20 protein-coding genes and 2 tRNA genes are annotated in these 26,650 nt (G+C 60.0%); 6 read left to right on the forward strand and 16 right to left on the reverse strand.

The features are described from left to right. Positions 1-132: 132 nt before the first annotated feature. Positions 133-579, reverse strand: a complete 447-nt coding sequence (gene azu, locus NK667_RS24395) for an azurin (protein ID WP_054616391.1) — start codon at positions 577-579, stop codon at positions 133-135. 343 nt (positions 580-922) lie between these two features. On the opposite strand from azu, the gene NK667_RS24400 reads away from it, so the two are divergent. Beyond that, a complete protein-coding gene (locus tag NK667_RS24400; RefSeq protein WP_054616392.1) occupies positions 923-1,510 on the forward strand; it encodes an LOG family protein in 588 nt (195 codons plus the stop codon). A gap of 68 nt (positions 1,511-1,578) precedes the next feature. Then, complete coding sequence (locus NK667_RS24405) at positions 1,579-1,770, forward strand: hypothetical protein (protein WP_018928487.1); 192 nt, start codon at positions 1,579-1,581, stop codon at positions 1,768-1,770. Positions 1,771-1,843: 73 nt separating this feature from the next. On the opposite strand, the gene NK667_RS24410 is transcribed toward NK667_RS24405, so the two are convergent. The 13 genes from NK667_RS24410 to rnr form a co-directional block, all read right to left on the reverse strand. Continuing rightward, positions 1,844-2,221, reverse strand: a complete 378-nt coding sequence (locus tag NK667_RS24410) for an NUDIX hydrolase (protein ID WP_054044094.1) — start codon at positions 2,219-2,221, stop codon at positions 1,844-1,846. A 139-nt stretch (positions 2,222-2,360) separates the two neighbouring features. Continuing rightward, entirely contained in the window at positions 2,361-3,251 is an 891-nt protein-coding gene (locus NK667_RS24415) for a transglutaminase family protein (RefSeq protein ID WP_054616393.1), read from the reverse strand. Then, positions 3,251-5,737 carry a circularly permuted type 2 ATP-grasp protein gene (locus NK667_RS24420; RefSeq protein ID WP_054044096.1) on the reverse strand — a complete coding sequence of 829 codons (2,487 nt, stop codon included), beginning with the start codon at positions 5,735-5,737 and terminating at the stop codon, positions 3,251-3,253. Before NK667_RS24420 ends, NK667_RS24415 begins: the two co-directional genes overlap by 1 nt. Before the next feature lie 88 nt (positions 5,738-5,825). Next, a complete protein-coding gene (locus NK667_RS24425) occupies positions 5,826-9,101 on the reverse strand; it encodes a transglutaminase family protein (protein ID WP_054616394.1) in 3,276 nt (1,091 codons plus the stop codon). Between the two features lie 173 nt (positions 9,102-9,274). Continuing rightward, a complete protein-coding gene (locus tag NK667_RS24430) occupies positions 9,275-9,796 on the reverse strand; it encodes a hypothetical protein (protein ID WP_054616395.1) in 522 nt (173 codons plus the stop codon). A gap of 91 nt (positions 9,797-9,887) precedes the next feature. After that, complete coding sequence (locus tag NK667_RS24435; protein WP_054044106.1) at positions 9,888-12,191, reverse strand: YgiQ family radical SAM protein; 2,304 nt, start codon at positions 12,189-12,191, stop codon at positions 9,888-9,890. 201 nt (positions 12,192-12,392) lie between these two features. Further along, positions 12,393-13,787 carry a replicative DNA helicase gene (gene dnaB, locus NK667_RS24440; protein WP_054044099.1) on the reverse strand — a complete coding sequence of 465 codons (1,395 nt, stop codon included), beginning with the start codon at positions 13,785-13,787 and terminating at the stop codon, positions 12,393-12,395. Positions 13,788-13,907: 120 nt separating this feature from the next. Further along, positions 13,908-14,354, reverse strand: coding sequence for a 50S ribosomal protein L9 (gene rplI / locus NK667_RS24445; RefSeq protein WP_054044100.1), 447 nt, complete (start codon positions 14,352-14,354; stop codon positions 13,908-13,910). Positions 14,355-14,373: 19 nt separating this feature from the next. Then, positions 14,374-15,267 carry a YybS family protein gene (locus NK667_RS24450; protein ID WP_054044101.1) on the reverse strand — a complete coding sequence of 298 codons (894 nt, stop codon included), beginning with the start codon at positions 15,265-15,267 and terminating at the stop codon, positions 14,374-14,376. Positions 15,268-15,303: 36 nt separating this feature from the next. Continuing rightward, positions 15,304-15,534 (reverse strand): 30S ribosomal protein S18, encoded by a 231-nt coding sequence (gene rpsR, locus NK667_RS24455; RefSeq protein ID WP_002551829.1) that lies wholly within the window; start codon positions 15,532-15,534, stop codon positions 15,304-15,306. A 28-nt stretch (positions 15,535-15,562) separates the two neighbouring features. Continuing rightward, a complete protein-coding gene (rpsF, locus tag NK667_RS24460) occupies positions 15,563-15,985 on the reverse strand; it encodes a 30S ribosomal protein S6 (protein WP_007939579.1) in 423 nt (140 codons plus the stop codon). A 348-nt stretch (positions 15,986-16,333) separates the two neighbouring features. Further along, a complete protein-coding gene (gene rlmB, locus NK667_RS24465) occupies positions 16,334-17,095 on the reverse strand; it encodes a 23S rRNA (guanosine(2251)-2'-O)-methyltransferase RlmB (protein WP_054044102.1) in 762 nt (253 codons plus the stop codon). After that, complete coding sequence (rnr, locus tag NK667_RS24470) at positions 17,092-19,725, reverse strand: ribonuclease R (protein ID WP_054044103.1); 2,634 nt, start codon at positions 19,723-19,725, stop codon at positions 17,092-17,094. Before rnr ends, rlmB begins: the two co-directional genes overlap by 4 nt. Positions 19,726-19,951: 226 nt before the next feature. On the opposite strand from rnr, the gene NK667_RS24475 reads away from it, so the two are divergent. The 4 genes from NK667_RS24475 to NK667_RS24490 all read left to right on the forward strand — a co-directional run bounded on the left by NK667_RS24475 (position 19,952) and on the right by NK667_RS24490 (position 23,169). Next, positions 19,952-20,038, forward strand: a tRNA-Leu gene (locus tag NK667_RS24475). Between the two features lie 166 nt (positions 20,039-20,204). After that, positions 20,205-20,291, forward strand: a tRNA-Leu gene (locus tag NK667_RS24480). 302 nt (positions 20,292-20,593) lie between these two features. Then, the gene (locus tag NK667_RS24485) at positions 20,594-21,604 is read left to right on the forward strand and encodes an extracellular solute-binding protein (RefSeq protein ID WP_054053374.1); all 1,011 of its coding nucleotides are present in this window, start codon (positions 20,594-20,596) and stop codon (positions 21,602-21,604) included. Next, positions 21,604-23,169 (forward strand): ABC transporter permease, encoded by a 1,566-nt coding sequence (locus NK667_RS24490; RefSeq protein WP_054616396.1) that lies wholly within the window; start codon positions 21,604-21,606, stop codon positions 23,167-23,169. Before NK667_RS24485 ends, NK667_RS24490 begins: the two co-directional genes overlap by 1 nt. Before the next feature lie 96 nt (positions 23,170-23,265). Here the strand turns inward: NK667_RS24490 and NK667_RS24495 are convergent, their stop codons facing one another. Continuing rightward, positions 23,266-25,200 (reverse strand): methyl-accepting chemotaxis protein, encoded by a 1,935-nt coding sequence (locus tag NK667_RS24495; RefSeq protein ID WP_054053370.1) that lies wholly within the window; start codon positions 25,198-25,200, stop codon positions 23,266-23,268. Between the two features lie 139 nt (positions 25,201-25,339). Beyond that, positions 25,340-26,632, reverse strand: coding sequence for an adenylosuccinate synthase (locus NK667_RS24500; protein ID WP_010464193.1), 1,293 nt, complete (start codon positions 26,630-26,632; stop codon positions 25,340-25,342). Positions 26,633-26,650: the final 18 nt, after the last annotated feature.

The following is a 26,650-nucleotide window of genomic DNA, read 5'->3' on the forward strand; positions in this document are numbered from 1 at the left end:
AGGCTGCGATCTTTTGATCTTGCTTTTAAAAACAAAATCAAAAGATCGCAGCCTCGTTTCACTCGACAGCTCCTACAGGGAAAGCCAAAAAAAAGCGTCCCAAGTGGACGCTTTTTTATGCGCGCGATTCGATTACTTCAGGGTAACCGCGCCTTTCATCATCGAGATGTGGCCAGGGAACGAGCAGAAGAAACCGTAGCTTTCGCCAGCCGCCAGTTTCGACACGTCGAAGGTCACCGAGTCTTTCTCGCCAGCACCGATGATCTTGGTGTGGGCGATGATGCGTGCGTCGCCTTCCGGCAGGTAGTTCTTGTCGATGCCGGCGGCCAGGCCTGCGGTGGCGATCGGCTGCATGTCAGCCTCTTTGCTCAGCACCCAGTTATGGCCCATGACGTTTTTCGGCAGGCTGCCCGAATGAGTCAGCTCGACGGTGAAGGTCTTGCAGCTCTTGTCGATTTCAATGGCTTTGGTGTTGAAGGACATCTGGTCAGTGGAGTCGACGGTGGTCTTGCACTCCGCAGCCATCAACTGAGCGCTTGCCAGTGTAAGCAGGGATACCGCAGCAAGTTTTGCAAACATGGTGAATCTCCAAGGCAGGGTTAACAAAATCGCGAATGGACAGAAGACTGCCTGAAAACTTCGCAAGTTCCTATGACCTGAGTCAAAAATTGTATACAACTTTCGGGCTATGACACTCATCGAAACAAACTAACAGCCAGACGTCTGGGTCGGCCCTATCCTCAAGTCTTCATCACTTGGAAGGAGCGCCTGTCATGTCCATCAACAGCTTATTACGCAGTTTGCTCGCCGCCTACGCCTGTGGCGCCAGCGGTACTTACGAAACACCTCAACGCGAGGTTTAACCCTTGGATCGACGGATTTCTGCCTTTACTCTGTGGCCATTCTGACCACGGAGTAAGGCATGTCTATCGCATCCGTTTGTGTATTTTGCGGTGCCAGTATCGGCACCAACCCGGCTTATCGTGAAGCGGCTGTCGCCCTCGGGCGAGCATTGGCCGAGCGCAAGCTGACCCTGGTCTATGGCGGCGGCGCCGTCGGGCTGATGGGGATCGTCGCCGATGCGGCACTCGCGGCCGGTGGCGAAGTCATCGGGATCATCCCGCAAAGCCTCAAGGACAAGGAAATCGGTCACAGCGGCCTGACGCGTCTTGAAGTCGTGGACGGCATGCATGCGCGCAAGGCGCGGATGGCTGAACTCAGCGACGCATTTATCGCGCTGCCCGGCGGCCTTGGCACGCTGGAAGAACTGTTCGAAGTCTGGACCTGGGGTCAGCTTGGCTACCACGGAAAACCGCTTGGTTTGCTCGAAGTAAACGGTTTCTATGGCCAATTGACCGCTTTTCTTGATCATATCGTCGGCGAAGGCTTCGTTCGCGCACCACACCGTGACATGCTGCAAGTGAGCGAATCGCCGCAAACCCTGCTCGATGCACTGGACGCCTGGCAACCCTCGATCCTGCCAAAATGGGCCGAGCAAAAACCCAGCTAACGGCTAGGCACCGATACAGGGCAGAATATGCGCCGCTCAACCTCACCTTCGACCCCAGAGGATCGCCCATGGCTAAACCTAATTATTCCTTCGCCAAACGTCAGAGAGACTTGGCCAAGGAGCAGAAGAAAGAGGAAAAGCTTCAGCGCAAGAAAGCTACAGCTGAAGAAGAAGCAGCAGCACTGAACCCGGATGCAGAAGGTGAAGTGGCGGCAGAAGATGATGTTGAAGCACCGAAAGATCAGGCGCCCGACGCCTGAGACCCTCAGGGCCCGATGATCTGATCAGGCTCACCGGATCTGTGTCCAGGGTCAGCAGCCCCGCTGCTGACCCTCACAGGCCCAACGCTTTGTGAATCGAATCGCGATACCCCTTGGGCAAGTTGGCCGGCAGATTCGCCGGATCAAACAGCCCGATCTCCTTGTGTTCATGACTGACTTTCGGCACAAATCCGCCCAGCAACTGGCAGCGGTAGGTCGAGATAAATACGTGTTTGCCGGGGATCACCTCGAACAGATACGAATCCAGCGGCTCCCCCACCCCCACTTCGACGTCCAGCTCCTCGGCAATCTCCCGTGCCAGGCAGTCCGGTGCCGTCTCGCCCAGCTCGATTCGCCCGCCAGGTAATTCCCATTCGTCACGCTCGTTGAGCATCAGCACGACAAGGCCTTCGGGGGACTGCAGGACGCCTTTGATTGAAACCGGGAACATCGGAATTCCTCCTTTTCATTGACACACCATCCCCCCCCTGTGGGAGCGGGCTTGCTCGCGAATGCGGTGTGTCAGCCACATTGATATCGACTGATACACCGCATTCGCGAGCAAGCCCGCTCCCACAAGGGGATTTCGGTTAATCCAGTGGCATCACGGTGACTCGGACTTCCGGGTCATGATTGCCGCCGCCAAGAATCACCCCGCGCAACGGCGACACATCGGAAAAATCCCGGCCCCAGGCCAGGGTGATGTGTTCCAGCGCCGGTTGCACATTGTTGGTCGGGTCGAAATCCACCCAACCGAGCACCGGGCAAAACACCGACACCCAGGCATGGGACGCATCGGCGCCGATCAGTCGCGGCTGGCCCGGTGGTGGCTGGGTCAGCAGATAACCGCTGATGTAGCGCGCCGCCAGACCGCGCGAGCGCACGCACGCGAGCATCAGGTGCGCGAAGTCCTGACAGACGCCACGCCGACGCTCCAGCACTTCCACCAGCGGCGTGGCGACCTGGGTTGCCTCGGCATCGAAGGTGAACTCGCTGAAAATCTTCTCCATCAACGCCTGAACACCCAGCAGCAACGGCCGTCCCGGAGGAAAACAGCTTTCCGAGAAATCGACGAAGTTGCGTTTCAAGTGCACGTACGGCGATTCGAAACGATAACGACAGGCTTCCAGCAACTCAGGTGAAAGCGGCTGGCTGCTGTAAGTCAGCGCGTTGCGGGTTTCTTCCCAGGCCGGCGACAGATTGAAATCCAGGACCGGCCGGGCCAGTACTTCAACGGTGAGTTCGGCATTCACCAGCAGCTCATCGTGGGGGCGTTCGAAAGCGAGTCGAGTCAGCGGATTGCCGAACACGTCCAGCTCATCGCGACGGGTCGTCGGGTCCGGGCTGATCAGCAACGCCTGCGCGGTGCAGCGCTGCCAGGTGCAGGGGCGCGGCCACAGGTGCGCCAGTTGCTGGGCCAGGGACACCGGGCTGTCGTAGTGATAATGGGTGTCGTGGAAAATCTGGTAACGGGCATTCATCAGACGGACACCGTGCGCTGGCTGACATCATCGACATGGGCAAAATGGCGCAAGGCCAGGCGATCCGAGACCTGGCCGCTGGCATCGGCGATTTCTTGGAGCAAATCGGCCAGGCCCTCGACCGCTGCGTGAACGCTGGCCTCGCCAAACAGCGAGTTCTCCAGGCAGCCCAGATCGAAGTGCATCAAGCGCTCCACCAACCGTGGCAGCCCCGCCTCTCGCGGCGCACCGAAATCGTCATTCAGGCGCTTCAATGTGCGGGTCACCAGTTTCAACTGGAACAGCACCGCGTGCGGGTTCTGCTCATCCAGCAACAACAGGTCGAGCACCGGAATCAACTGCGCCACCGCCAGATAGCGCGAGCGGTAGGTGATGCTGCTGTTGCCCAGCTCCAGCAGCCACTCAAGCCCGGCTTGATCGAAGGCGCCGGCACCGCGCAGGAATGCCGCGAGGCTGCTGCTGAGAAACTGCAAACGCTCGATGCGCCGGCCGATCATCAGGAAACGCCAGCCTTCGTCCCGAGTCATGTCGTCCAGGGCAAACCCGGACAGCGCCGCCAGGGACATCACCAAGCGGTTGAGGAAATCCAGCAACTCGCCGAAATCCGGCTCTTCGGTTTCCAGCTCCATGGCCTCGCGCTGCAATTCCACCAGCGCCTGCCAGTTTTCCCGGGAGAGCTTGCCGCGCACTTGCGAGGCCGCCCACTGCAGTCGTTGCAGGTTGGAACGCAAGCTGAACGGCCAGTCATCGCCGAGCAACGCCGCCAGCAAACGCTCCGGCAACTCGCCTTCCTCGGGCAACAGATTCAGGCGTTCACCAAGGTCTACCGCCGCTTCCAGCGCTTGCGGATCATCGCCATCGACGTAACGCGCCAGCATGACCCGCAGCAACCGCGCACTGTCATCGCAACGCTCGCAGTACCGACCAAACCAGAACAAATTCTCGACCACCCGCGACGGCAGATACGGATCGCGCCGCACCAGATCATGGACACCGATGGTGCGCCGGGTTTTCCATTGTTCGCCGCTTGGCGCCCGTTCACCCAGCACCCAAGTGTCCTTGCTCGCGCCACCGCGCTGCATCGATACCACCTCGGCATCGGCTTCAGCGGCGACACGGGTCAGGCCGCCGGGCAGCACCCGATAACCATCACGACTGGCCACCGCGTACACGCGCATGCCGATGGCCCGGGGTTGCAGTTGACCGTCCTCGGCCTGCCAGATCGGCGCCTGGGACAGCTGCGCCAGTTCTTGCGCGACATAAGCGTAAGGCCGCGCCTGCATGCGCTCAGCCAGCGCCTGACGCTGTTTTTCACTCAGATCTCGGCCAAACACAGGCGCGAAGCTCTGGGACGGGAATGCCGGTTTGATCAGTAACTCCGGCAACTTCTCCAAGGCCTGGGCGAGCACCGGCGCTTCACCGCACCACCAGGTCGCAATGGACGGCAGGATAAGTTCTTCGCCGAACAGGAATTGATTGATCCTTGGCAGAAAACCCAGCAGTCCCGGCGATTCCAGTACGCCGCTGCCCAGGGCATTGGCGACCAGCACCCGCCCCTGACGCACGGCCTCCAGCAAACCCGGCACGCCGAGGGCCGAGTCGGTGCGCAGTTCCAGAGGGTCGCAGAAGTCATCGTCGAGGCGCCGCATGATCGCGTGCACCCGGCGCAGGCCGCTCAAGGTTTTCAGGTAGACGGTAGCGTCGCGCACCGTCAGGTCGCCGCCCTCCACCAGCGGATAACCGAGCTGGCGTGCGAGGTACAAATGTTCGAAATAGCTTTCGTTGAACCGCCCCGGCGTCAGCAGCACGATCAGCGGTGCTTCATCGTCACTCGGTGCCTGGCGGGCCAGGGTTTCCTGCAAGGTGCGGAAAAACCCGGCGAGGTGCTGCACCTTCAAATCACGGTACAACTCGGGAAACGCCCGAGACACGATGGTGCGGTTTTCCAGCGCATAACCGGCACCGGACGGCGCCTGGGTCCGGTCCGCCGTCACCCACCAGCGACCGTCCGGGGTGCGCGCCAGGTCCACGGCGTACAGGTGCAGAAAGGCGCCGTCAGGCGGAGAAATCCCCTGACACGGCCACAGGAAATTGTTGTGCCCGAACACCAGTTCGGCCGGCAGCAGCCCTTCGGCGATCAGACGCTGTGGGCCATACAGGTCCGCCAGTACCGCGTTGAGCAAGCGCGCCCGCTGGGCAATCCCGGCGGACAGTTGCTGCCACTCATCGGCAGCAATCACATGGGGCAACAGGTCCAGTTCCCACGGACGATCGGCGCCCTTGGGGTCGGCGTAGACGTTGTAGGTCACGCCGTTTTCCTGGATTTGCCGGGTCAGCAACGCCTGGCGCTGCACCAGTTGCGTCGGGGTGCTGCGCTGCAATTGGTCGAACAGCCGACGCCAGTGCGGGCGCACCGCGCCGCTGTCGTCGAGCAGTTCGTGATAAGTCCCCGCCGTCAGCGGGTAGCGGTCAAGCAGGTCAGGCATGGAAAGCTCGGCAGACAGCAAAGAACGGTCAGACTAACGCAGGCTCATGACGCTCGGATATACGAAAAATCCGAGCGTCGTGTAGGGCTTAGAAACGTCGCAAATCGAGTGTCATCGGCAGCTCGTCGTTAATCGTCACGTTCGGTATAGGAAGTTTCCCAGGGGTGTGTCCGATTCGGAAGAAACGCGCCATTCGCCGGCTCTCTGCTTCGTTGGCGTTCACCGGCAGGCTGTCGTAGTTGCGCCCGCCCGGATGGGCGACGTGGTACTGACAGCCACCCAGCGAGCGCTCCATCCAAGTATCGAGCAGGTCGAACACCAGTGGCGCGTGGACCGGGATGGTCGGTTGCAGGCAGTTGAACGGTTGCCAGGCGCGGAACCGCACGCCTGCGACGAACTCTCCCACCCGACCGGTCGGCTGCAACGGCACCGGAATGCCATTGCAGGTCAGCAGATAACGTTGCGGCGCCAGGCCGGTGACTTTGACCTGCAAGCGCTCCAGGGACGAATCCACATAACGCACCGTCCCGCCGACCGCGCCCTCCTCGCCCAGCACATGCCAAGGCTCCAAGGCCTGGCGTACTTCCAGCTCGATGCCACTGACGGCGTAATCGCCGACCTTGGGAAAGCGGAATTCCAGATGCGCGGCAAACCACTCGGCGCGCACCGGGTAACCGGCAGCGTTGAGATCGACGATCACATCGGCGAAATCCTGTTCGATAAAGTGCGGCAACAGGAAACGATCGTGCAGCTCAGTGCCCCAGCGTGCCAGTTTCGGCGGTGCATAAGGCTCGCGCCAGAACCGCGCCACCAGCGCCCGCAGCAACAATTGCTGAGCCAGGCTCATGCGCGCATGGGGCGGCATTTCAAAGGCGCGCAATTCCAGCAAGCCGAGACGCCCGGTGGTGCCGTCCGGCGAATAGAGTTTGTCGACGCAGAATTCGGCGCGATGAGTGTTGCCGGTGACATCGATCAACAGGTTGCGTAACAACCGATCCACCAGCCACGGCGCGCACTCTTCCCCCGGTTTCGGCATCTGTGCGAAGGCGATTTCCAGTTCATACAACGAGTCGTTACGCGCCTCGTCCACACGTGGCGCCTGGGACGTCGGGCCGATGAACAACCCGGAAAACAGGTAGGACAAGGACGGATGGTTATGCCAGTAACTGATCAGGCTGCGCAGCAAGTCCGGACGCCGCAGGAACGGTGAATCGGCAGGTGTGGCGCCACCCAGTACGAAATGGTTACCGCCGCCAGTGCCGGTGTGCCGGCCATCGATCATAAATTTTTCGGTGGTCAGCCGGGTCTGGCGCGCTTCTTCGTACAGAAACTCGGTGCGCTCAACCAATTCGTCCCACGTCGCGGACGGCTGCACGTTGACCTCAATCACGCCCGGATCCGGGGTGATGCGGAAATTGCTCAGGCGCGGATCGCTCGGTGGTTCATAGCCTTCCAGCAACACCGGGCAATGCAGTTCCTGCGCCGTGGCCTCGATGGCGGTGACCAGCTCCAGGTAATCCTCGACCCGCTCAAGGGGCGGCATGAACAGGTACAAGCGGCCGTCCCGCGCTTCGGCACAGAACGCGGTGCGGGTCAGCCAATCGGCGGATTCGTCGATTTCAATATCCCGTTCAATCGCTTCCGCAGGCGTGCCTGGACTGTTCAACTGCTGAGTGTCCGGAAGCGCCGGGAATTCCTGGTTCGGGTCGTTAGGGTAGATGAACGGATATTCCGCGGCTTTCACCCAAGGCTGTGACCCCAGCGGCAAGCGATAACCCAGCGGCGAATCCCCCGGCACCAACCGGCAATGTTCATCGCGCAGATACCAGCGACCGCTCTGCCACTGATCGCCCTTGGCGGTGCGCGCCAGCGGCAGAACTTGGCCGATGACCTTGTCCAGACCTTGGCCGAACACTTTGCGCAGGCGCGCACGCTCCAACGGTTCTTCCAGGCGTGAATCTTCGGCGCTGACGTTCAGCGGCAAAGTGCCTTCGCGCCAGAGGTAATAGAAATTGTCTTCGTAGGCCGGGAACACAAAGCGTGTCGGAATTTTCAGGCGTTCGGCGACACTCGCGAGAAAACGCCCGGCCAGTTCGCCATCGGCACCGTAGTCTTCCTGCTCATCGGCAATCAGCGCGCTGTTGTGCCAGATCGGCACGCCGTCCCGACGCCAGTAGCAGTTCAGCGACCAACGCGGCAGTTGTTCGCCGGGATACCACTTGCCCTGGCCGAAATGCACCAGGCCTTTGGGTGCGTAGTGTTTGCGCATGCGCTGGAACAGTTCGGCAGACAGCCGACGCTTGTCCGGGCCGAGGGCGGCGGTGTTCCATTCCGCGCCGTCCGGGTCGTCGATGGAGACGAAGGTCGGTTCGCCACCCATGGTCAAGCGCACGTCGCCTTCCAGCAGGTCGGCATCGATCTGCCGACCCAGCGCCTGGATCGCCAGCCACTGGTCTTCGGTGTAGGGCTTTGTAACCCGTGGCGCTTCCCAAATCCGCTCCACGGACATTTCGTGGGTGAATTCGCACTCGCACGGTTCCACCAAGCCACTGATCGGTGCCGCAGAGCCCGGATCGGGACTACACGCCAACGGAATGTGTCCTTCACCGGCAAACAGCCCTGACGTCGCGTCCAGGCCGATCCAGCCGGCGCCGGGCAAGTAGACCTCGCACCAGGCGTGCAGGTCGGTGAAGTCCACTTCGGTACCCGAGGGACCGTCGAGGCTTTTGACGTCGGCGGTGAGCTGGATCAGGTAGCCAGAGACGAAACGCGCCGCCAGCCCGAGGTTGCGCAGCAATTGCACCAGCAGCCACGCCGAATCGCGGCAGGAACCGGAGGCGTGTTCGAGGGTGTGTTCGGGGGTTTGAACACCGGGCTCCATGCGGATCAGGTAACCGATGTCTTCGCTCAAGCGCTGGTTGAGCGCGACGAGGAAATCCACGCTGGGCAGCGGCGTGCGGTCGATGCCGTCCAGATAGGCCTTGAACTTCGGCGTCAGGGGCAAGGTTTCAAGGTACGGCGCCAGTTCCTTGCGCTCATCGGCGGCGTAGGTAAACGGGATCTTTTCCGCGTAGGGCTCAAGGAAGAAATCGAACGGATTGAATACCGCCATTTCCGCCAGCAGATCGACTTCGATCCGCAGCTCATCGGTTTTCTCCGGGAACACCAGGCGTGCCAGGTAGTTGCCCTGGGGGTCTTGCTGCCAGTTGATGAAATGCTGCTCGGGCGAGACTTTCAGCGCATAGGACAAAATCCGCGTGCGACTGTGGGCTGCCGGGCGCAGGCGAACGATCTGCGGACCGAGCTCGACGGCGCGGTCGTAGCGGTAATGCGTGACGTGATGCAATGCGACATGAATCGACACGGCGTGCCTCCTGCGAGCCTTAAGCGTATTCGACAGCGCGCAAGACTTATGCCATCGCGCAGCGCTGGCGCTTTCATAGATTGCTTAAGGCAGTACAGCACCAAAATCGGGCGACGCGGGAATTTGGTTGGAGGGGATTGCACGCAAATGTCGCAAGGCATGACTGCCGGGGTTCATCGATGGGGTTTCAGGCTGGCTTCAAGACGCTTGATCCGCTGACGGATGCGGGCGCCCACTTGCAACACCAGAATCGCGCGCTGATAGCGACGCTTGCTCATCAAATACAAGCCGATCAGCGACGGAATTGCCGCGATCCAGGTAAACCCCACATGGCTTGCTTCAAGCATCGCCAGCAATGTGCTCGACAGGCAGAACACCAGCATGCAGAACAAACCCCAGACCGCTTTGGGGTAACCGCGAATCAACGCGATAAAACACCCTGACATCAGCAAACACCCGCCCATCATGCCGATCAGGATGTACTCCATCATCGGGTAATCCCGTGGGAAAAATACCTCGCCGAACAACGTGCCGGTCAACGAAATGGCGAAAATCGTCATCATCATGACCACTACATGAATCCACCCGTAACGCCGCGCATAGGGTTGCCAGGCCAGCCAATGGGCAAACTTCAACTGCATGAGTTTGTCGGCAGTCGATTGTTGTTGCGAGGGGGATTTCTTGCGGCGAGCCATGGATTTCTTCCTTGAAATTGAAAGGCTGGAACGATCAACAGACAAAAAAACGCCAACCCGAAGGTTGGCGTTTTGTCAGAGCTGGCGAAGCTTAGCGCGGCACAACCGGTTTGCGCGCAGGCTTGGGCCCTTTGCCTTTGGCCGCGTCCTTACGCTCCTTGGCAGCTTGCTGATTGCGGGCGAACGCCGCAGCCTTGGCCTGTTCACGCTTGTCCCACGGGTTGCCACCATCGCTGGCACGCGGCGGCAGGCCGGTGTGCTGGGTCAGAATCTTGGTGGTCTTCTCGCCTGCCACTTTATGGCTGCCAGCCGGCGTCGAGTTCTTGCGACGGGCGCTCTGGTAGCTGTCGGTCGCTGGCTGATGCAGCGGGATCAACTGGTTCTTGCCCGGCCCGATCAGGTCGGCGCGGCCCATACGGGTCAGCGCTTCACGCAGCATCGGCCAGCCTTTCGGGTCGTGGTAACGCAAGAACGCCTTGTGCAGACGACGCTGCTCTTCGCTCTTGACGATGGTCACGGCGTCGCTCTTGTAAGTGACCTTGCGCAGCGGGTTCTTGCCCGAGTGGTACATCGCGGTGGCGGTGGCCATCGGCGACGGGTAGAACGCCTGCACCTGGTCGGCGCGGAAGCCGTTGCCCTTGAGCCACAGGGCCAGGTTCATCATGTCTTCATCGGTGGTGCCCGGGTGGGCGGCGATGAAGTACGGAATCAGGTACTGCTCTTTCCCGGCTTCCTTGGAATACTTCTCGAACATGCGCTTGAACTTGTCATAGCTGCCAATGCCCGGCTTCATCATCTGGTTGAGCGGACCTTCCTCGGTGTGTTCCGGGGCGATCTTCAGGTAGCCACCGACGTGGTGAGTTACCAGTTCCTTGACGTATTCCGGCGACTCGACCGCGAGGTCGTAGCGCAGGCCGGAAGCAATCAGGATCTTCTTCACACCCGGCAAGGCACGGGCGCTGCGATAGAGCTGGATCAGCGACGAGTGGTCGGTGTTCAAATTCGGGCAGATGCCAGGGAACACGCACGATGGCTTGCGGCACGCGGATTCGATTTCCGGGCTCTTGCAGGCGATGCGGTACATGTTCGCGGTCGGGCCGCCGAGGTCGGAAATGACGCCGGTGAAGCCTGGCACCTTGTCGCGGATCTCTTCGATTTCGCGAATGATCGACTCTTCGGAACGGTTCTGGATGATCCGGCCTTCGTGCTCGGTGATCGAGCAGAACGTGCAGCCGCCGAAGCAGCCACGCATGATGTTCACCGAGAAACGGATCATGTCGTAGGCCGGAATCTTTTCCTTGCCGTACGCCGGATGCGGAATCCGTGCGTAAGGCATGCCGAACACGTAGTCCATTTCTTCGGTGGTCATCGGAATCGGCGGCGGGTTGAACCAGACGTCGACTTCGCCATGCTTCTGCACCAGCGCACGGGCGTTGCCCGGGTTGGTTTCGAGGTGAAGCACGCGGTTGGCGTGAGCATAAAGAACGGCGTCGCCACGGACTTTCTCAACCGACGGCAGACGAATCACAGTCTTGTCGCGCGTCATCTTCGGGCTGGCCAGAATCTGCACGACTTTGGCTTCTTCCGGATCGTCAAGCGGCCCCTTTTCCTGCTCGATGGCGCAGGCCTGGGTGTCCTGGGTGTTCACGTACGGGTTGATGATCTTGTCGACCTTGCCCGGACGGTCGATACGCGTGGAATCGACTTCGTACCAGTCTTTCGGCGTGTCACGACGGATGAACGCGGTGCCGCGCACGTCGGTGATGTCTTCGATCTTGTGACCGTAGGACAGACGCTGGGCGACTTCGACAATCGCACGCTCGGCGTTGCCGTACAGCAGAATGTCGGCGCTGGCGTCGATCAGGATCGAGTTGCGTACCCGGTCCTGCCAGTAATCGTAGTGGGCGATGCGGCGCAGGGAAGCTTCGATGCCACCGAGGACGATCGGCACGTTTTTATAGGCTTCCTTGCAGCGCTGGCTGTAGACCAGGCTCGCACGATCCGGACGTTTGCCCGCCAGGCCACCAGGGGTGTAGGCGTCATCGGAGCGGATTTTCTTGTCGGCGGTGTAGCGGTTGATCATCGAATCCATGTTGCCGGCCGCGACACCGAAGAACAGGTTCGGCTCGCCGAGCTTCATGAAGTCGTCTTTGGACTGCCAGTTCGGCTGGGCAATGATCCCGACGCGGAAGCCTTGCGACTCCAGCAGCCGGCCAATGATCGCCATGCCGAACGACGGATGGTCAACGTACGCATCGCCGGTGACGATGATGATGTCGCAGGAATCCCAGCCAAGCTGATCCATCTCCTCCCTGCTCATGGGCAGGAATGGCGCTGGCCCGAAACATTCGGCCCAGTACTTGGGATAGTCAAATAACGGCTTGGCTGCTTGCATCATGTCGATAACCGGTGTTGGCTTTCATTGAATTTCGCGGGCGCGGAATATAGCACAAAAAATAACCAATTCCGACGGCTATGGTCGGAAATTGCGTTGGACCCATGTGGGAGCGGGCTTGCTCGCGAAAGCGGTGTGTCATCCAGCAAATTTGCCGAATGTGATACCGCCTTCGCGAGCAAGCCCGCTCCCACAGGTAAATCACTCGTCGTCGAAGTTGTAGCTGCCCGGCGCGAGGTTTTCGAAGCGGGTGTATTTACCGATGAACGCCAGTCGCGACGTACCGATCGGACCGTTCCGCTGTTTACCGATGATGATCTCGGCGATGCCCTTGTGCTCGGTTTCCGGGTGATACACCTCATCCCGGTACACGAACATGATTACGTCAGCATCCTGCTCGATCGCTCCGGATTCCCGGAGGTCGGAGTTGATCGGACGTTTGTTCGGCCGTTGCTCCAGGGAGCGGTTGAGCTGCGAGAGCGCCACCACCGGGCAATTGAACTCCTTGGCCAGGGCTTTCAAGGAACGGGAGATTTCGGAAATCTCGTTGGTCCGGTTGTCGCCGCCGGAGCCTGGAATCTGCATCAATTGCAGGTAGTCGATCATGATCAGGGCGACATCGCCGTGCTCACGCACCAGGCGCCGGGTCCGCGCGCGCATCTCTGAAGGGCTGATACCCGCCGTATCGTCGATGAACAACTTGCGATCGTTGAGCAGGTTGACCGCCGAGGTCAGGCGCGGCCAATCGTCGTCATCGAGGCGACCGGCCCGGACCTTGGTCTGGTCGATACGGCCCAGGGACGACAACATACGCATGATCAGCGATTCACCTGGCATCTCCAGCGAGTAGACCAGGACGCACTTGTCGCTGCGCAACACGGCGTTTTCCACCAGGTTCATCGCAAAGGTGGTTTTACCCATGGACGGACGGCCGGCGACGATGATCAGGTCGGACGGCTGCAGGCCGCTGGTCATCCCGTCGAGGTCGGTGTAGCCGGTGGACAGGCCAGTGATGGCGTTGTCAGTGTTGAACAAGGTGTCGATGCGGTCGATGGCCTTGGTCAGCAGATCATTCACGCTCACCGGGCCGCCGGTTTTTGGCCGGGCCTCGGCGATCTGGAAGATTTGCCGTTCGGCTTCGTCGAGAATTTCTTCTGCGGTGCGGCCTTCCGGGTTGAAGGCGCTGTCGGCAATCTCGCTGGCGATGCCGATCAGTTGGCGCAAGGTCGCCCGCGCACGGACGATCTGGGCATACGCCTTGATGTTGGCGACGGACGGCGTGTTTTTCGCCAGTTCGCCGAGGTAACCGAGGCCACCCACTTGCGAGGTCTGACCTTCCTTGTCCAATTGCTCGGCCAGGGTCACGACGTCGATTGGCGAGTTCATGTCCGCCAGTTTGGCGATCGCACGGAAGATCAGGCGGTGGTCATGTCGATAGAAATCGCCGTCCGACACTTGATCGAGCACGCGTTCCCAGGCGTTGTTGTCCAGCATCAAACCACCGAGCACGGCCTGTTCGGCCTCGATGGAATGCGGCGGCACCTTCAGGGCAGCAGTTTGCAGATCGTATTGCTCAGGAGCGGAGATATCGTTCATGGCCACTTGGTTATTTTATGAAAAGCAGGGATTACAGAAAGACAAAGGGCACGACCTGTAAACAGGATCGTGCCCGATGTTACCGGCAAGCACCCGAGGGTGCCAGCCGACAAGTGCTGCTTAAGCTGCTACCACGACAACGCGTACGGTGGCTTCAACTTCGGCGTGCAGGTGCACGGCTACGTCGAATTCACCTACGTTACGGATAGTGCCGTTCGGCAGACGAACTTCGCTTTTTGCAACTTCAACGCCAGAGGCGGTCAGTGCATCAGCGATGTCGTGAGTACCGATCGAACCGAACAGCTTGCCTTCGTCACCGGCGGTGGCAGTGATAGTCACTTCCAGCTCAGCCAGTTGGGCGGCGCGGTTTTCAGCCGAAGTTTTGCGGTCTGCTGCGGCTTTTTCCAGCTCAGCGCGACGCTCTTCGAACGCAGCCACGTTGGCAGCGGTCGCAGCGGTAGCTTTGCCGTAAGGCAGCAGGTAGTTACGACCGTAACCAGCCTTAACGTTCACTTTGTCACCCAGGTTGCCCAGGTTGGTGACTTTTTCCAGAAGGATCAGTTGCATGTGAAAATCCTCTTAACTTTTAACCTTCACCGTTCGCGTTATCGGCGTCTTTCGACTGCAGACGACCGCGAAAATCAATCAGGCTGTCGACGATGGCCAAGACCACCAGCAACGGATAGATCAGCTGCATGAACAGCAACAGCGTTACGTACAACCCGACCAGCCAGAATCGGCCCAGTCGCTTTTGCGCCACCAGCCCGTGAATCAGGGCCAGCCCGGCGAATACCAGCGGTACACTGCACAACGGCGTCAACATCGCCAACTGGGAACCGAAGTTCGGCCCCAACAGCATGAACGCCAGCAGTAACATCGCCAGCCCCAGCGGGAATCGGATGGCGCGAAACTCGCGACCAAATCCACCCGGGTTGTACAACAACGCCTGCCAGTAGCGCCCGACAAGCAGGCTCAGCACACTGACGATTTGCAACAAGGCCGCAATCAGGCCGGTCAGGACCGGTGCAATCAGGGACGCGAAACGCGCTTGCTCATCTACCGACAACTTCTGGTAGACATCACCGAGTAGCGACGGCATGACCTTTATCAAGGCCTGCGCCAACATCTCGATTTGGGGAGCAAAAGCTGTCCCCAGCACCACTGCAAACACCACTCCCATCGCTATGCTGACCAGCAGCACGCGGTTCCAGGACTCGCTTGCGCGCAAAACCAACGCAAGGCTCGAAGACCCCAGCAGCACCAGAAGTGCCCGTGGATCATCGGAGTAAAGCCACCAGACCAAGGCCGGCAGCAGTCCCAGAGCAAGTACGCCAATGGCGTCCTTCAATCCGCGCCGCAGGAGCACGAGGCATCCAGCGGCAGCACCCAACCAATACAACAACGGCAATGTCGCGCATCCAGCCACTACCAGAGTGGCCTGCACACGGCCGCGCATGATGAACTCAGCTATGGCGCGCATGCATTCAATCCTTTGCTACGTGTCGACTGCCCGGTCTCAGCGGCCGTGGCTGTCGGTGTAGGCCAGCAGGGCCAGGAAGCGGGCGCGCTTGATAGCGGTGGCCAGCTGACGCTGATAACGAGCTTTGGTACCGGTGATACGGCTTGGAACGATTTTGCCGGTCTCGGATACGTATGCTTTCAGGGTGTTGAGATCTTTGTAATCGATCTCTTTCACGTCTTCAGCGGTGAAGCGGCAGAATTTACGACGACGGAAGAAACGTGCCATGTAATAGGCTCCTCAAAAGGTCCGTGGATTACTCGTCAGCGTTATCGCTGTTGTCGCTGTCATCACTGTCAACGCCTTCGGCGTCGGAGTGCTCAGGACGGTCGCGACGCTCACGGCGCTCACTGCGGTTTTCTTCAGCCTTGAGCATCTCGGATTGGCCGGTAACGGCTTCTTCGCGACGGATGACCAGGTTACGGATCACTGCATCGTTGTAGCGGAAGTTGTCTTCCAGCTCGGCCAGGGCCTTGCCAGTGCATTCAACGTTCAGCATCACGTAGTGAGCCTTGTGAACATTGTTGATTGCATAGGCCAGTTGACGACGGCCCCAATCTTCCAGACGGTGGATTTTGCCGCCGTCTTCTTCGATCAGCTTGGTGTAACGCTCTACCATGCCGCCGACTTGCTCGCTTTGATCCGGGTGGACCAAAAAGATGATTTCGTAATGACGCATGAATGCTCCTTACGGGTTGTAGCCTGCCGCTCAAAAGCGGTCAGACAAGGAGTGAATGACACTTATGGACTTGCTTGCGATAGACACATGCGTGCCTGCCGTCACAGCAAGGGGCGCAATTGTAGAGAAGGGACAGGAGAGGTGCAAGGCAATTGGTGATTATTTGAACAATCACCTGGACTCAATTCCGAACACCTGTAGGAACCTGTAGGAGCTGTAGGAGCTGTCGAGTGAAACGAGGCTGCGATCTTTTGATCTTGCTCTTAAAAAACAACATCAAAAGATCGCAGCCTCGTTTCACTCGACAGCTCCTACGGGTCCTACGGGTTTTGCGAGTCCTGCGTAGTGTCAGGACTTTTTGGTGGCGGCTTTTACACTGCGCTGGCGCTGGGCTTCGAACAGACAGACGCCAGTCGCCACAGATACGTTGAGGCTACTGACGCTGCCGGCCATCGGCAAGTGCACGAGATAGTCGCACAGATCACGAGTCAGACGACGCATGCCGCTGCCTTCCGCGCCCATGATCAGGATGGTCGGACCGGTCATGTCATGCTGATACAGGCTCTGCTCAGCCTCGCCCGCCGTGCCGACAACCCACAAGCCACGCTGCTTGAGTTTTTCCAGGGTGCGCGCCAGGTTGGTCACGGCAACCAACGGAATCACTTCCGCCGCACCGCAGGCCACTTTACGCACCGTCGGGGTCAGGGTGGCCGACTTGTCCTTCGGCACAATCACCGCCAGCGCACCGGCCGCATCGGCCGAACGCAGGCAAGCGCCAAGGTTGTGCGGATCGGTCACGCCGTCGAGCACCAGCAGCAGCGGTGCGCCTTCGGAGCGATCGAGCAGCTCGTCGAGCATCGCCTCGCCCCAGACCTGGCTCGGACTCACGTCCGCGACCACGCCTTGGTGCACGCCTTCGACCCAGGCATCCAGCTCGCGACGCTCGGCGTTGCCGACAGGCACGCGATTGTCGTTTGCCAGCTGGATCAGGGTCTGAACCCGCGGATCGCTGCGGCCTTCAGCCAACCAGATCTGCTTGACGCGTTTTGGGTGGTGACGCAACAACGCTTCTACCGCATGCACGCCGTAGATTTTTTCCAACTGACTCATGACTTGGCCTTAGGTTTACGCGCCCCGCCGCTTTTGGCAGCTGGAGCCGAGCCCGATTTTGGCGGGCCTTTACGGTGTTTGCTCGGCTTGCTGCCGGGAGCCTTGTCAGGCGCCGACCGTCCGGTCTTTCCCCCAGACGCCGCTTTACCGCCGCTTTTCGCTTCAGACAGCAACGCCTGTTTCAGTTCACGACTTTTACGCAGCTCGGCGTTTTTCGCCGCTGCATCGCTCGGGCGATAAGCTTCGGGCGCTTTTTCCTTGGCAGGACGACGACCGGTTTTCGCCGGGGCCGGTTCTGCGGCGGTTTTAGCTGCAGTCTTGGCGGCTGGCTCAGCCTTTTCGTTGCCGCGCTTCTTGCGACCGATCGGCGCGCTGATGGTCTTTTCAGCCATCTCGAAGTCGATCTTGCGTTCGTCAAGGTCGACGCGCATCACGCGCACTTCAACGGTGTCGCCGAGGCGGAAGCTGCGACCGGTACGCTCACCGGCGAGACGGTGATGCACAGGATCGAAGTGGTAGTAGTCGCCCGGCAGCGCGGTGACGTGCACCAAGCCTTCGACGTAGATGTCGGTCAGTTCGACGAACAGGCCGAAACCGGTCACGGCGGTGATCACACCCGGGAACGATTCGCCCACACGGTCTTTCATGAACTCGCACTTGAGCCAGTTCACCACGTCGCGGGTCGCTTCGTCGGCACGGCGCTCGCTCATCGAGCACTGCTCGCCGAGTTGCTCCAGGGCCGCTTCGTCGTACGGATAAATCCGCGCCTTCGGAATGGTCATCGCGCCAGCACGGCGAACGTGCGGCGTGTCCTGTTTCGAATGGATAACGCTGCGGATCGCCCGGTGCGTGAGCAAGTCCGGGTAGCGGCGGATCGGCGAGGTGAAGTGGGTATAGGCTTCGTAATTCAGGCCGAAGTGGCCCTGGTTATCGGCGCTATACACCGCCTGGCTCAACGAACGCAGCATGACGGTCTGGATCAGATGGAAGTCCGGACGGTCCTTGATGCTCGCCAGCAGTGCCTGGTAATCCTTCGGCGACGGGCCGTCCTTGCCTTTGTGCAGGGACAGGCCGAGCTCGCCGAGGAAGGCGCGCAGTTTTTCCAGACGCTCCGGTGGCGGACCGTTGTGCACGCGATACAGCGCAGGGATTTCGTGCTTCTTCAGGAATTCAGCAGTGGCCACGTTGGCCGCCAGCATGCATTCCTCGATCAGCTTGTGCGCGTCGTTACGCACGGTCGGACGGATTTCGGCGATCTTGCGCTCGGTGCCGAAGATGATCCGGGTTTCCTGAGTTTCGAAATCGATCGCGCCACGCACGTGACGAGCGCCCAGCAGCACTTTGTAGAGTGCGTAAAGCTGCTTGAGGTGTGGCAGAACGTCGGTGTACTCGCCGCGAAGCTGACGTGCTTCGGTGAGTTTCGGCGTTTCGAGCATCGCGCTGACTTTGTTGTAGGTCAGGCGAGCATGGGAGTGAATCACCGCTTCGTAGAAGCAGTAGTCGGTCATCTCGCCGGATTTGGAGATGGTCATCTCGCAAACCATGGCCAGGCGATCGACGTGCGGATTCAGCGAGCACAGGCCATTGGACAACTGCTCAGGAAGCATCGGCACCACGCGCTCGGGGAAGTACACCGAGTTGCCGCGAACCTGGGATTCGTTGTCCAGCGCCGAACCAATCTTCACGTAGCTGGAGACGTCGGCAATCGCCACGTACAACTTCCAGCCACCGGAGAACAGGCGCAGCTTGCCTGGCTTGGATTCGCAGTAAACCGCGTCATCGAAGTCGCGCGCATCTTCACCATCGATGGTCACGAACGGCAGATGGCGCAGGTCGATGCGCTTCTCTTTGTCTTTCTCTTCGACTTCAGGCTTGAGCTTGGCGGCTTCTTTCAACACCGCCTCAGGCCATACGTGCGGGATATCGTACGCGCGCAGGGCGACATCGATTTCCATGCCCGGCGCCATGTAGTTACCCACGACTTCGACCACGTCGCCTTGCGGCTGGAAGCGTGGCGTCGGCCAGTGAGTGATCTTCACTTCGACGAACTGACCGATCTGCGCGTTGGCGTTGCGGCCCGGGGTGACCAGCACTTCTTGCTGGATCTTCGGGTTATCCGCGACGACGAAGCCGATACCGCCTTCTTCGAAGTAGCGACCGACGATGGTCTCGTGGGCACGGGACACGACTTCAACGATCATGCCTTCGCGGCGACCGCGACGGTCCAGCCCGGAAACACGCGCCAGGGCACGGTCGCCGTCGAACACCAGACGCATTTGCGCAGGGCTCATGAACAGATCGTCACTACCGTCGTCCGGGACCAGGAAGCCGAAGCCGTCACGGTGACCGCTGATGCGGCCCAGGATCAGGTCGAGCTTGTCCACCGGCGCATACGTGCCGCGACGGGTATAGATGAGTTGAGCGTCGCGCTCCATGGCGCGCAGGCGGCGACGCAGGGCTTCGATCTGGTCTTCTGTGGTAAGACCAAACTCCTCGACCAACTGCTCGCGGTTAGCAGGCGAACCTCGATCAGCAAGGTGCTGAAGGATCAGTTCGCGGCTAGGAATAGGGTTTTCATATTTTTCCGCTTCACGAGCGGCCTCGGGATCGAGGGACTGCCAATCGGCCATTAGAGAGTTTTCACCTTGTCTATATGCGGGTTAGTTTGGCATAGGCGTAATGAAACGGGAAATTTCAGGCTGTGACAGCCCATCTAAAGCTCTTTATCGACACCGAAAAACCGAATTAAATGCCATTGGCGAAATTTTCCAGGTTTTTTTAGTGGCGGGGGTTTACAGTTAAAAAGGCGCTCCGTATAGTGCGCGCCATCGACGACGCACTAGCGTTGCCGATACTGCCCAGATGGTGAAATTGGTAGACACGCCAGCTTCAGGTGCTGGTGACCGCAAGGTCGTGGAAGTTCGAGTCTTCTTCTGGGCACCAATTTCGAGCTTGAGATTAGATCAATTTCAAGGCTCACACAAAAACCCGCGAAAGCGGGTTTTTTGCATTCAGGGCTTCTGATTTATTAAAACCAAATCAGGGGTTTACAGATTAAAAAGCTCTCCGTATAGTGCGCCACATCAACAGCGGCAACGTTGCTGATACTGCCCAGATGGTGAAATTGGTAGACACGCCAGCTTCAGGTGCTGGTGACCGCAAGGTCGTGGAAGTTCGAGTCTTCTTCTGGGCACCAATTCAAATTTCAGAGTCGATCTGGAATTTCACAAAAACCCGCGAAAGCGGGTTTTTGCGTTTCTGGCTTTCAAAAACTTCCAGCCAACATCGACCCCTGTGGGAGCGGGCTTGCTCGCGAAGACGGAGTGCCAGTCGACATCGATGCAGCTGAAAGATCGCCTTCGCGAGCAAGCCCGCTCCCACAGGGACTGCAACAGCCGCTCTAGCCGAGCCTCTCCTACCCCGCAAAGCGCACTTGAGAAACAATATCGTTTATCATTGTTGCAAGTTTTTGCAATGCGACAGTGAGGAACCCTGCGAATGATGTTTCGAAATACCCTGCGCCGAAGCCTGACCTTCACCCTTCTCGGCCTGGCCCTCGCCACTCCCCTCACCCAAGCCGCCGACCCGGTTTCCCTGACGCTCTATAACGGCCAACACAAGGAAGTCGGCGATGCTGTCGCCAAAGCCTTCGAAGCCAAGACCGGGATTCACGTGAATGTGCGCAAGGGCAGCAGCAACCAGCTCGCCAGCCAGGTCGTCGAAGAAGGCGATCGCTCCCCCGCCGACGTGATCTACACCGAAGAGTCGCCGCCGCTGAACAAACTCGGCGAACAAGGCCTGCTGGCCCAGACCGACGCCGCCACCCTCGCCGTCCTGCCGAAAGATTACGTCGCTGGCAATGGCACCTGGATCGGCATCACTGCCCGGGTTCGCGTGGTCGCTTTCAACCCAAAACTGATCGACGAAAAAGACTTGCCCAAATCGGTCATGGAATTCTCCGATCCTAAATGGCAAGGCAAGGTCGGCTTCGTGCCTACCAGCGGAGCGTTCCAGGAACAAGCCGTGGCGATCATCAAGACCCACGGCATGGACGCTGCCGAAGAATGGCTGACCGGCCTGCGCGCTTTCGGCAAGGTCTACAGCAACAACATGGTGGCACTGAAAGCCGTGGAAAACGGCGAAGTCGCCACGGTGCTGGTGAACAACTACTACTGGTTTGCCTTGCAGCGCGAAAAAGGCCAGCTCGACTCGAAACTGCATTACTTCACCGGCGGCGACGTCGGCGGCTTGATCACGGTTTCCAGCGCAGCCGTGCTGAAATCCAGCAAACATCCAAAAGAAGCCCAGCAATTCCTCGCCTACATGGCCAGCGAAGAAGGCCAGCGTGTAATCACCCAGACCACCGCTGAATATCCGCTGCACAAAGGCATGGAATCGGATCGCGGGCTCAAGCCGTTCAGCGAACTCGAAGCGCCGAAAGTCACCCCGGCCGACCTCGGCAATGCCGAAGAAGCCCTGGACCTGGAACGTGACGTTGGCTTGAACTGATGAGCGCATCGCTATCCGCCCCCGCCGCGCGCGGGGGTTACGTACCACGGCGCAAGCGGCCGTCAATCTGGTTGTTGTTGCCGGTGTTGCTGCTGGTTGTCCTCAGCCTGCTGCCACTCGCGTATGTCGGGCTCAAGACCTGGCAAGCAGGTTGGGCCGAGGCACTGCATCTGCTGTGGCGGCCGTATGTGTTTGGCCTACTGCGCAATACGCTGTCGTTGATGGTCGGCGTTACCGTGGCGTGTGGCGTGATCGGTTTGTCGCTGGCCTGGCTGCTGGAGCGCAGCAATCTGAAGGGACGGCGACTGTGGGGCGTGATCCTCTGTTTGCCGTTCGCCGTGCCGGCGTTTGTCAGCAGCTTCACTTGGGTTTCCTTGAGCGCGCATTTCGAAGGTTTGGGCGGGGCGATTCTGGTGATGACCCTGTCCAAGTATCCGCTGGTGTTTCTGCCGGTGGCGGCGACCCTGCGTAATCTTGATCCTTCGCTGGAAGAGTCCGCCCGCACCCTTGGGCAGAATCGCTGGGGCGTGTTTTTCAGGATTACCCTGCCGCTACTCTGGCCGTCGCTTCTGGCCGGTTCGCTATTAATTGCGCTGCACATGCTGGTGGAGTTCGGCGCGCTGTCGATCATCGGCCTGCAAACCTTCACCACCGCGATCTATCAACAGTTCGAGCTGGAATTCAGCAACGCAAACGCAGCGATGCTGTCGGCGGTGCTGCTGGCGCTGTGTCTGGTGCTGTTGTGGCTTGAGCTGCGAGTGCGCGGCAAGGGCCGACATGTGCGCACCGGCCAAGGCGCGGCACGACATGCGGAACAAGTGCGCCTGGGACCTTGGGCCGCCGCCGGACAGGTTTATTGCCTGACACTGGCAATCATCGGCAGCGGGGTTCCGCTGGGGATGCTCGCGTATTGGTTGGCGGTCGGCTCATCGGCAGCGTTCCCGGTGGCAGCGATCAGCGAGGCCTTGCTGTCGTCCCTGGCATTGTCGCTGGGTGGCGCCGCACTGTGCCTGGTGTTGGCGGTGCCGGTTGGGTTGCTGGTGGTGCGCTACAAAGGCCAACTGGCGATCTGGGCCGAGCGTTTGCCGTATCTGCTGCATGCGCTGCCAGGCCTGGTGATTGCGCTGACCCTGGTGTATTTCGCCCTGCACTATGTGCCGGCGCTGTACCAGACGTCGATGTTGCTGCTGATCGCTTATGCGCTGTTGTTCCTGCCGCTGGCCCAGGCGCCGATTCGCACGGCGCTGAACAAGGCTGCGCCACAGCTGGAAGAGGCGGCTCGCACACTGGGTGCGTCGTCGTTCAGTGCGTTTTGCCGGGTGACCTTGCCGATTATCTTCCCGGCGTTGGGCGCGGCGTTTGCGCTGGTGTTTCTGGATGCGATGAAGGAACTGACGGCGACGCTGCTGCTGAGCCCGACCGGGCTGAACACTCTGGCGACGGAAGTCTGGGCGCATACCGCGAACGTGGAGTTTGCGGCGGCGGCGCCTTATGCGGGGTTGTTGATATTGGTGTCGGGGTTGCCTGTGTACCTGTTAACAACCCGGATGTATTTGAGCCGTTGAAAAGCTTCGCGGGCAAGCCTCGCTCCTACAGGGATCGCGTGATCCAATGTAGGAGCGAGGCTTGCCCGCGAAGAGGCCCGCCCAGGCAAAGAAAACCTAAGCCCTGAACTGCCCCAGGCTAGCCTTCAACTGCGCCGCCAACCCATCCAGCACTTTGCCGCTGGCCGTGGTTTCCACCACCGCCTGAGCCGCTTTCTCAGCCTGCGCATGAATCGTCTCAACCCGGCCACGCACCGCTTGCGCGCCCTGCGCCTGATGCGCCGCTGCTTGTGTCGCCAGACCAATCGCCGCATGCACCTGCTCGACCGAGGCCTGCACCGACTGCTGCAACCGCGCGCTGTCACGCAACACCAGCAAACCTTCGCTGGCCTGGCGCCCGGCCTGACCAATCGCCGCTACCGCCTCACGCGCGCCTTGTTGCAAGGCCACGATATGCGCCTGGATGTCGCCGGTAGAACTTTGCGTCTTGCTCGCCAGGGCCCGGACTTCATCGGCCACCACGGCAAACCCGCGCCCCGTCTCACCCGCACGCGCCGCTTCGATGGCTGCGTTGAGCGCCAGCAGGTTGGTTTGCTCGGCGATCCCGTGAATCACCGTCAGCACCACTTCAATCTGCTCGCTCTGCTGCGCCAGACGCTCGATGACTTTCGCGCCGGTATCAACCTGCCCGGCCAATGCCTCGATCAGGCTGCCGACTTTCGCCGAGGTCCGGGTGTTCTCATCGGTGGCTGAACGAATATCCACCACTTGTTGCAAGGCTGCCTGCATCGCGTGGCTTTCCGACTGCGCTTCATCAGCCATTTGCGACAACGCGCGCAGGCTCTCGGCCACTTCATCGCGCTGCATGCCCGCAGCCGCATCGGCCCCGGCATTGCGCAAGGTCATGGCGCCGATTTCCACACCGGTACGCTGGGCCACGTCGCCCGCCTCGCGCACGATCGGCTGCAACTTATCCACAAAGCGATTGACCGCCGAGGCCATGTCGCCGATTTCATCCTTGCTGTTGATCTGCACACGTTTGGTCAGGTCACCCTCGCCCGCCGCCAGATCATCCATGGCGGCAATCAGCATTTTCAGGCGATTGACCACACGGCGACCCAACACCACGGCCAGCAACAGCAACACGCCGAAACCAACCACCGCCAGGCCCATGCCGATGCGCCAGCGCAAAGTACCCGCCGCTTGCTGCACAGTGCTGGTGGTATTGGCCTGCATTTCAGACGCCGTGGACTGCGCCGACTTCAGACGCGCGCCCATCGCCGCAGCGCTATCAGCCGCCGCGCCTTTGAGGCTGTCGCCGACCAGTTGATCACTGCTGGCGATCAGCGCGGTGAAGCGCTTGTCCAGCGCTGCCAGATCGACTTCCACCGAAGCGGTAGAGACGCCCATCAAGACCTTGCCGATTTCTACGCCATTGGGGCTGATCGAGGCCTCGAGGTAGTAGACCGACGGGTCGTTCTTCGCCGCATCCAGCACTTTATCCAAGGCGCGCTCGCCCTGGCCCTTCTCCAACAGCGCTTTGTTGATCGGGTTCTCGCGATTCAAATAGCGGGTCAGGTGCTGGCCGGCAGCGTCGTCATAGATCACGAACAACACGTTCGGATTGCGCTGGGCCCGGCGGGCGAATTCGGACAGGGTTGGAACGTCGCTGTCCCACATGGCGCGGGGTGCGACCGAGGCCAGAAGCTGCGCCATATCATTGGCGGAGTCCTTCAGGTCTTTTTCCAATGTCCCACGCAATTGCGCCTGCTCGTCCTTCAGGCGCGAGGACAGGCCGGCGGTGAGTCGCTGACGTGTATTGGTCGAAAGGCTGTCCAGGCTCGACGTGACTTCACGCCCCGCCTGCTCCAATTCACCGGAGAGTTTTTGACTGTCAGCACCCAGGCGCACGCCTAGATCGGCCTCCAGCGCGGTGACGGTGCTCCTAGTCAGGGCGACGGCAACCAGCACTTGCACCAAAAGGGCGATACCAAGGGTAACGAACACAGGCCGCAAAAGACGACTTTGTAACAGTGAGAGAATGGCTGACACGGGATTATCCCTCTGCTTTGACGCCATTAAATTGATGGCACGCCAGAAGCGATAATCACAGCAAGGGTCGTGCCGTCCAACAGGCATAAACGACAAAGGCCCCGATTAAGGGGCCTTTGTGTTTTACATCAACGACTTATTAAGCGAACGGGTGACGCAAAACGATGGTCTCGTTGCGGTCCGGACCCGTCGAAATAATGTCAATCGGCGCACCGACCAACTCTTCAACGCGTTTGATGTAGTTGCGAGCGGCTTGCGGCAGCTCTTCCAGAGTCTTGGCACCGACGGTGGATTCGGTCCAGCCTGGCATCTCTTCGTACACTGGCTCGAGGCCGATGTAGCTGTCGGCGTCAGTCGGTGCGTCGATCACTGCACCATCCTGGTTCTTGTAGCCGACACAGATGTTGATGGTTTCCAGGCCGTCCAGCACGTCCAGCTTGGTCAGGCACAGGCCCGAGATGCTGTTGACGTCGATAGCGCGACGCAGGATGACGGCATCGAACCAGCCGCAACGACGGGCACGGCCGGTAGTAGCGCCGAACTCGTGGCCACGCTTGGCCAGGAACGCGCCAACATCGTCGAACAGCTCAGTCGGGAACGGACCCGAACCAACGCGAGTGGTGTAGGCCTTGGTGATGCCGAGGATGTAATCCAGGTACATCGGACCGAAACCCGAACCGGTGGCGATGCCGCCCGCAGTAGTGTTGGAGCTGGTGACGTACGGGTAGGTCCCGTGGTCGATGTCCAGCAGGGAGCCTTGGGCGCCTTCGAACATGATGTCTTTGCCAGCGCGACGCAGCTCGTGCAGCTCGGCGGTGACGTCGAGCATCATCGGCTTGAGCAGCTCGGCGTATTCCATGCACTCGTCGAGAGTCTTCTGGAAGTCGATCGCTGGCTCTTTGTAGTAATTGACCAGGACGAAGTTGTGGTAATCCAGCAACTCGCCCAGCTTGGCGGCGAAACGCTCACGATGGAACAGGTCACCGATGCGCAGACCGCGACGGGCGACTTTGTCTTCGTATGCCGGGCCGATGCCGCGACCGGTCGTACCGATCTTCAGCTCGCCACGGGCCTTTTCACGCGCCTGGTCCAGCGCTACGTGGTAGGACAGGATCAGCGGGCAGGAAGGGCTGATACGCAGGCGCTCGCGCACCGGTACACCTTTCTCTTCCAGCTTGATGATCTCGCGCAGCAGAGCGTCCGGTGCAACCACCACGCCGTTGCCGATCAGGCACTGCACGCCTTCGCGCAGCACGCCCGACGGGATCAGGTGCAAGACGGTTTTCTCGCCGTCGATCACCAGGGTGTGACCCGCGTTGTGGCCACCTTGGTAGCGCACTACGGCGGCAGCATGTTCGGTCAGCAGATCAACGATCTTGCCTTTGCCCTCATCACCCCATTGGGTGCCCAGGACTACGACATTCTTACCCATAACACTTGTCCTCATTCG

The organism is Pseudomonas nunensis, from assembly GCF_024296925.1.
GTDB lineage: Bacteria > Pseudomonadota > Gammaproteobacteria > Pseudomonadales > Pseudomonadaceae > Aquipseudomonas > Aquipseudomonas nunensis.

Coding starts and splice junctions, on each gene's coding strand:
- azu (WP_054616391.1), bottom strand. CDS start 579: ATGTTTGCAAAACTTGCTGCGGTATCCCTGCTTACACTGGCAAGCGCT.
- NK667_RS24400 (WP_054616392.1), top strand. CDS start 923: ATGTCTATCGCATCCGTTTGTGTATTTTGCGGTGCCAGTATCGGCACC.
- NK667_RS24405 (WP_018928487.1), top strand. CDS start 1,579: ATGGCTAAACCTAATTATTCCTTCGCCAAACGTCAGAGAGACTTGGCC.
- NK667_RS24410 (WP_054044094.1), bottom strand. CDS start 2,221: ATGTTCCCGGTTTCAATCAAAGGCGTCCTGCAGTCCCCCGAAGGCCTT.
- NK667_RS24415 (WP_054616393.1), bottom strand. CDS start 3,251: ATGAATGCCCGTTACCAGATTTTCCACGACACCCATTATCACTACGAC.
- NK667_RS24420 (WP_054044096.1), bottom strand. CDS start 5,737: ATGCCTGACCTGCTTGACCGCTACCCGCTGACGGCGGGGACTTATCAC.
- NK667_RS24430 (WP_054616395.1), bottom strand. CDS start 9,796: ATGGCTCGCCGCAAGAAATCCCCCTCGCAACAACAATCGACTGCCGAC.
- NK667_RS24435 (WP_054044106.1), bottom strand. CDS start 12,191: ATGCAAGCAGCCAAGCCGTTATTTGACTATCCCAAGTACTGGGCCGAA.
- dnaB (WP_054044099.1), bottom strand. CDS start 13,787: ATGAACGATATCTCCGCTCCTGAGCAATACGATCTGCAAACTGCTGCC.
- rplI (WP_054044100.1), bottom strand. CDS start 14,354: ATGCAACTGATCCTTCTGGAAAAAGTCACCAACCTGGGCAACCTGGGT.
- NK667_RS24450 (WP_054044101.1), bottom strand. CDS start 15,267: ATGCGCGCCATAGCTGAGTTCATCATGCGCGGCCGTGTGCAGGCCACT.
- rpsR (WP_002551829.1), bottom strand. CDS start 15,534: ATGGCACGTTTCTTCCGTCGTCGTAAATTCTGCCGCTTCACCGCTGAA.
- rpsF (WP_007939579.1), bottom strand. CDS start 15,985: ATGCGTCATTACGAAATCATCTTTTTGGTCCACCCGGATCAAAGCGAG.
- rlmB (WP_054044102.1), bottom strand. CDS start 17,095: ATGAGTCAGTTGGAAAAAATCTACGGCGTGCATGCGGTAGAAGCGTTG.
- rnr (WP_054044103.1), bottom strand. CDS start 19,725: ATGGCCGATTGGCAGTCCCTCGATCCCGAGGCCGCTCGTGAAGCGGAA.
- NK667_RS24485 (WP_054053374.1), top strand. CDS start 20,594: ATGATGTTTCGAAATACCCTGCGCCGAAGCCTGACCTTCACCCTTCTC.
- NK667_RS24490 (WP_054616396.1), top strand. CDS start 21,604: ATGAGCGCATCGCTATCCGCCCCCGCCGCGCGCGGGGGTTACGTACCA.
- NK667_RS24500 (WP_010464193.1), bottom strand. CDS start 26,632: ATGGGTAAGAATGTCGTAGTCCTGGGCACCCAATGGGGTGATGAGGGC.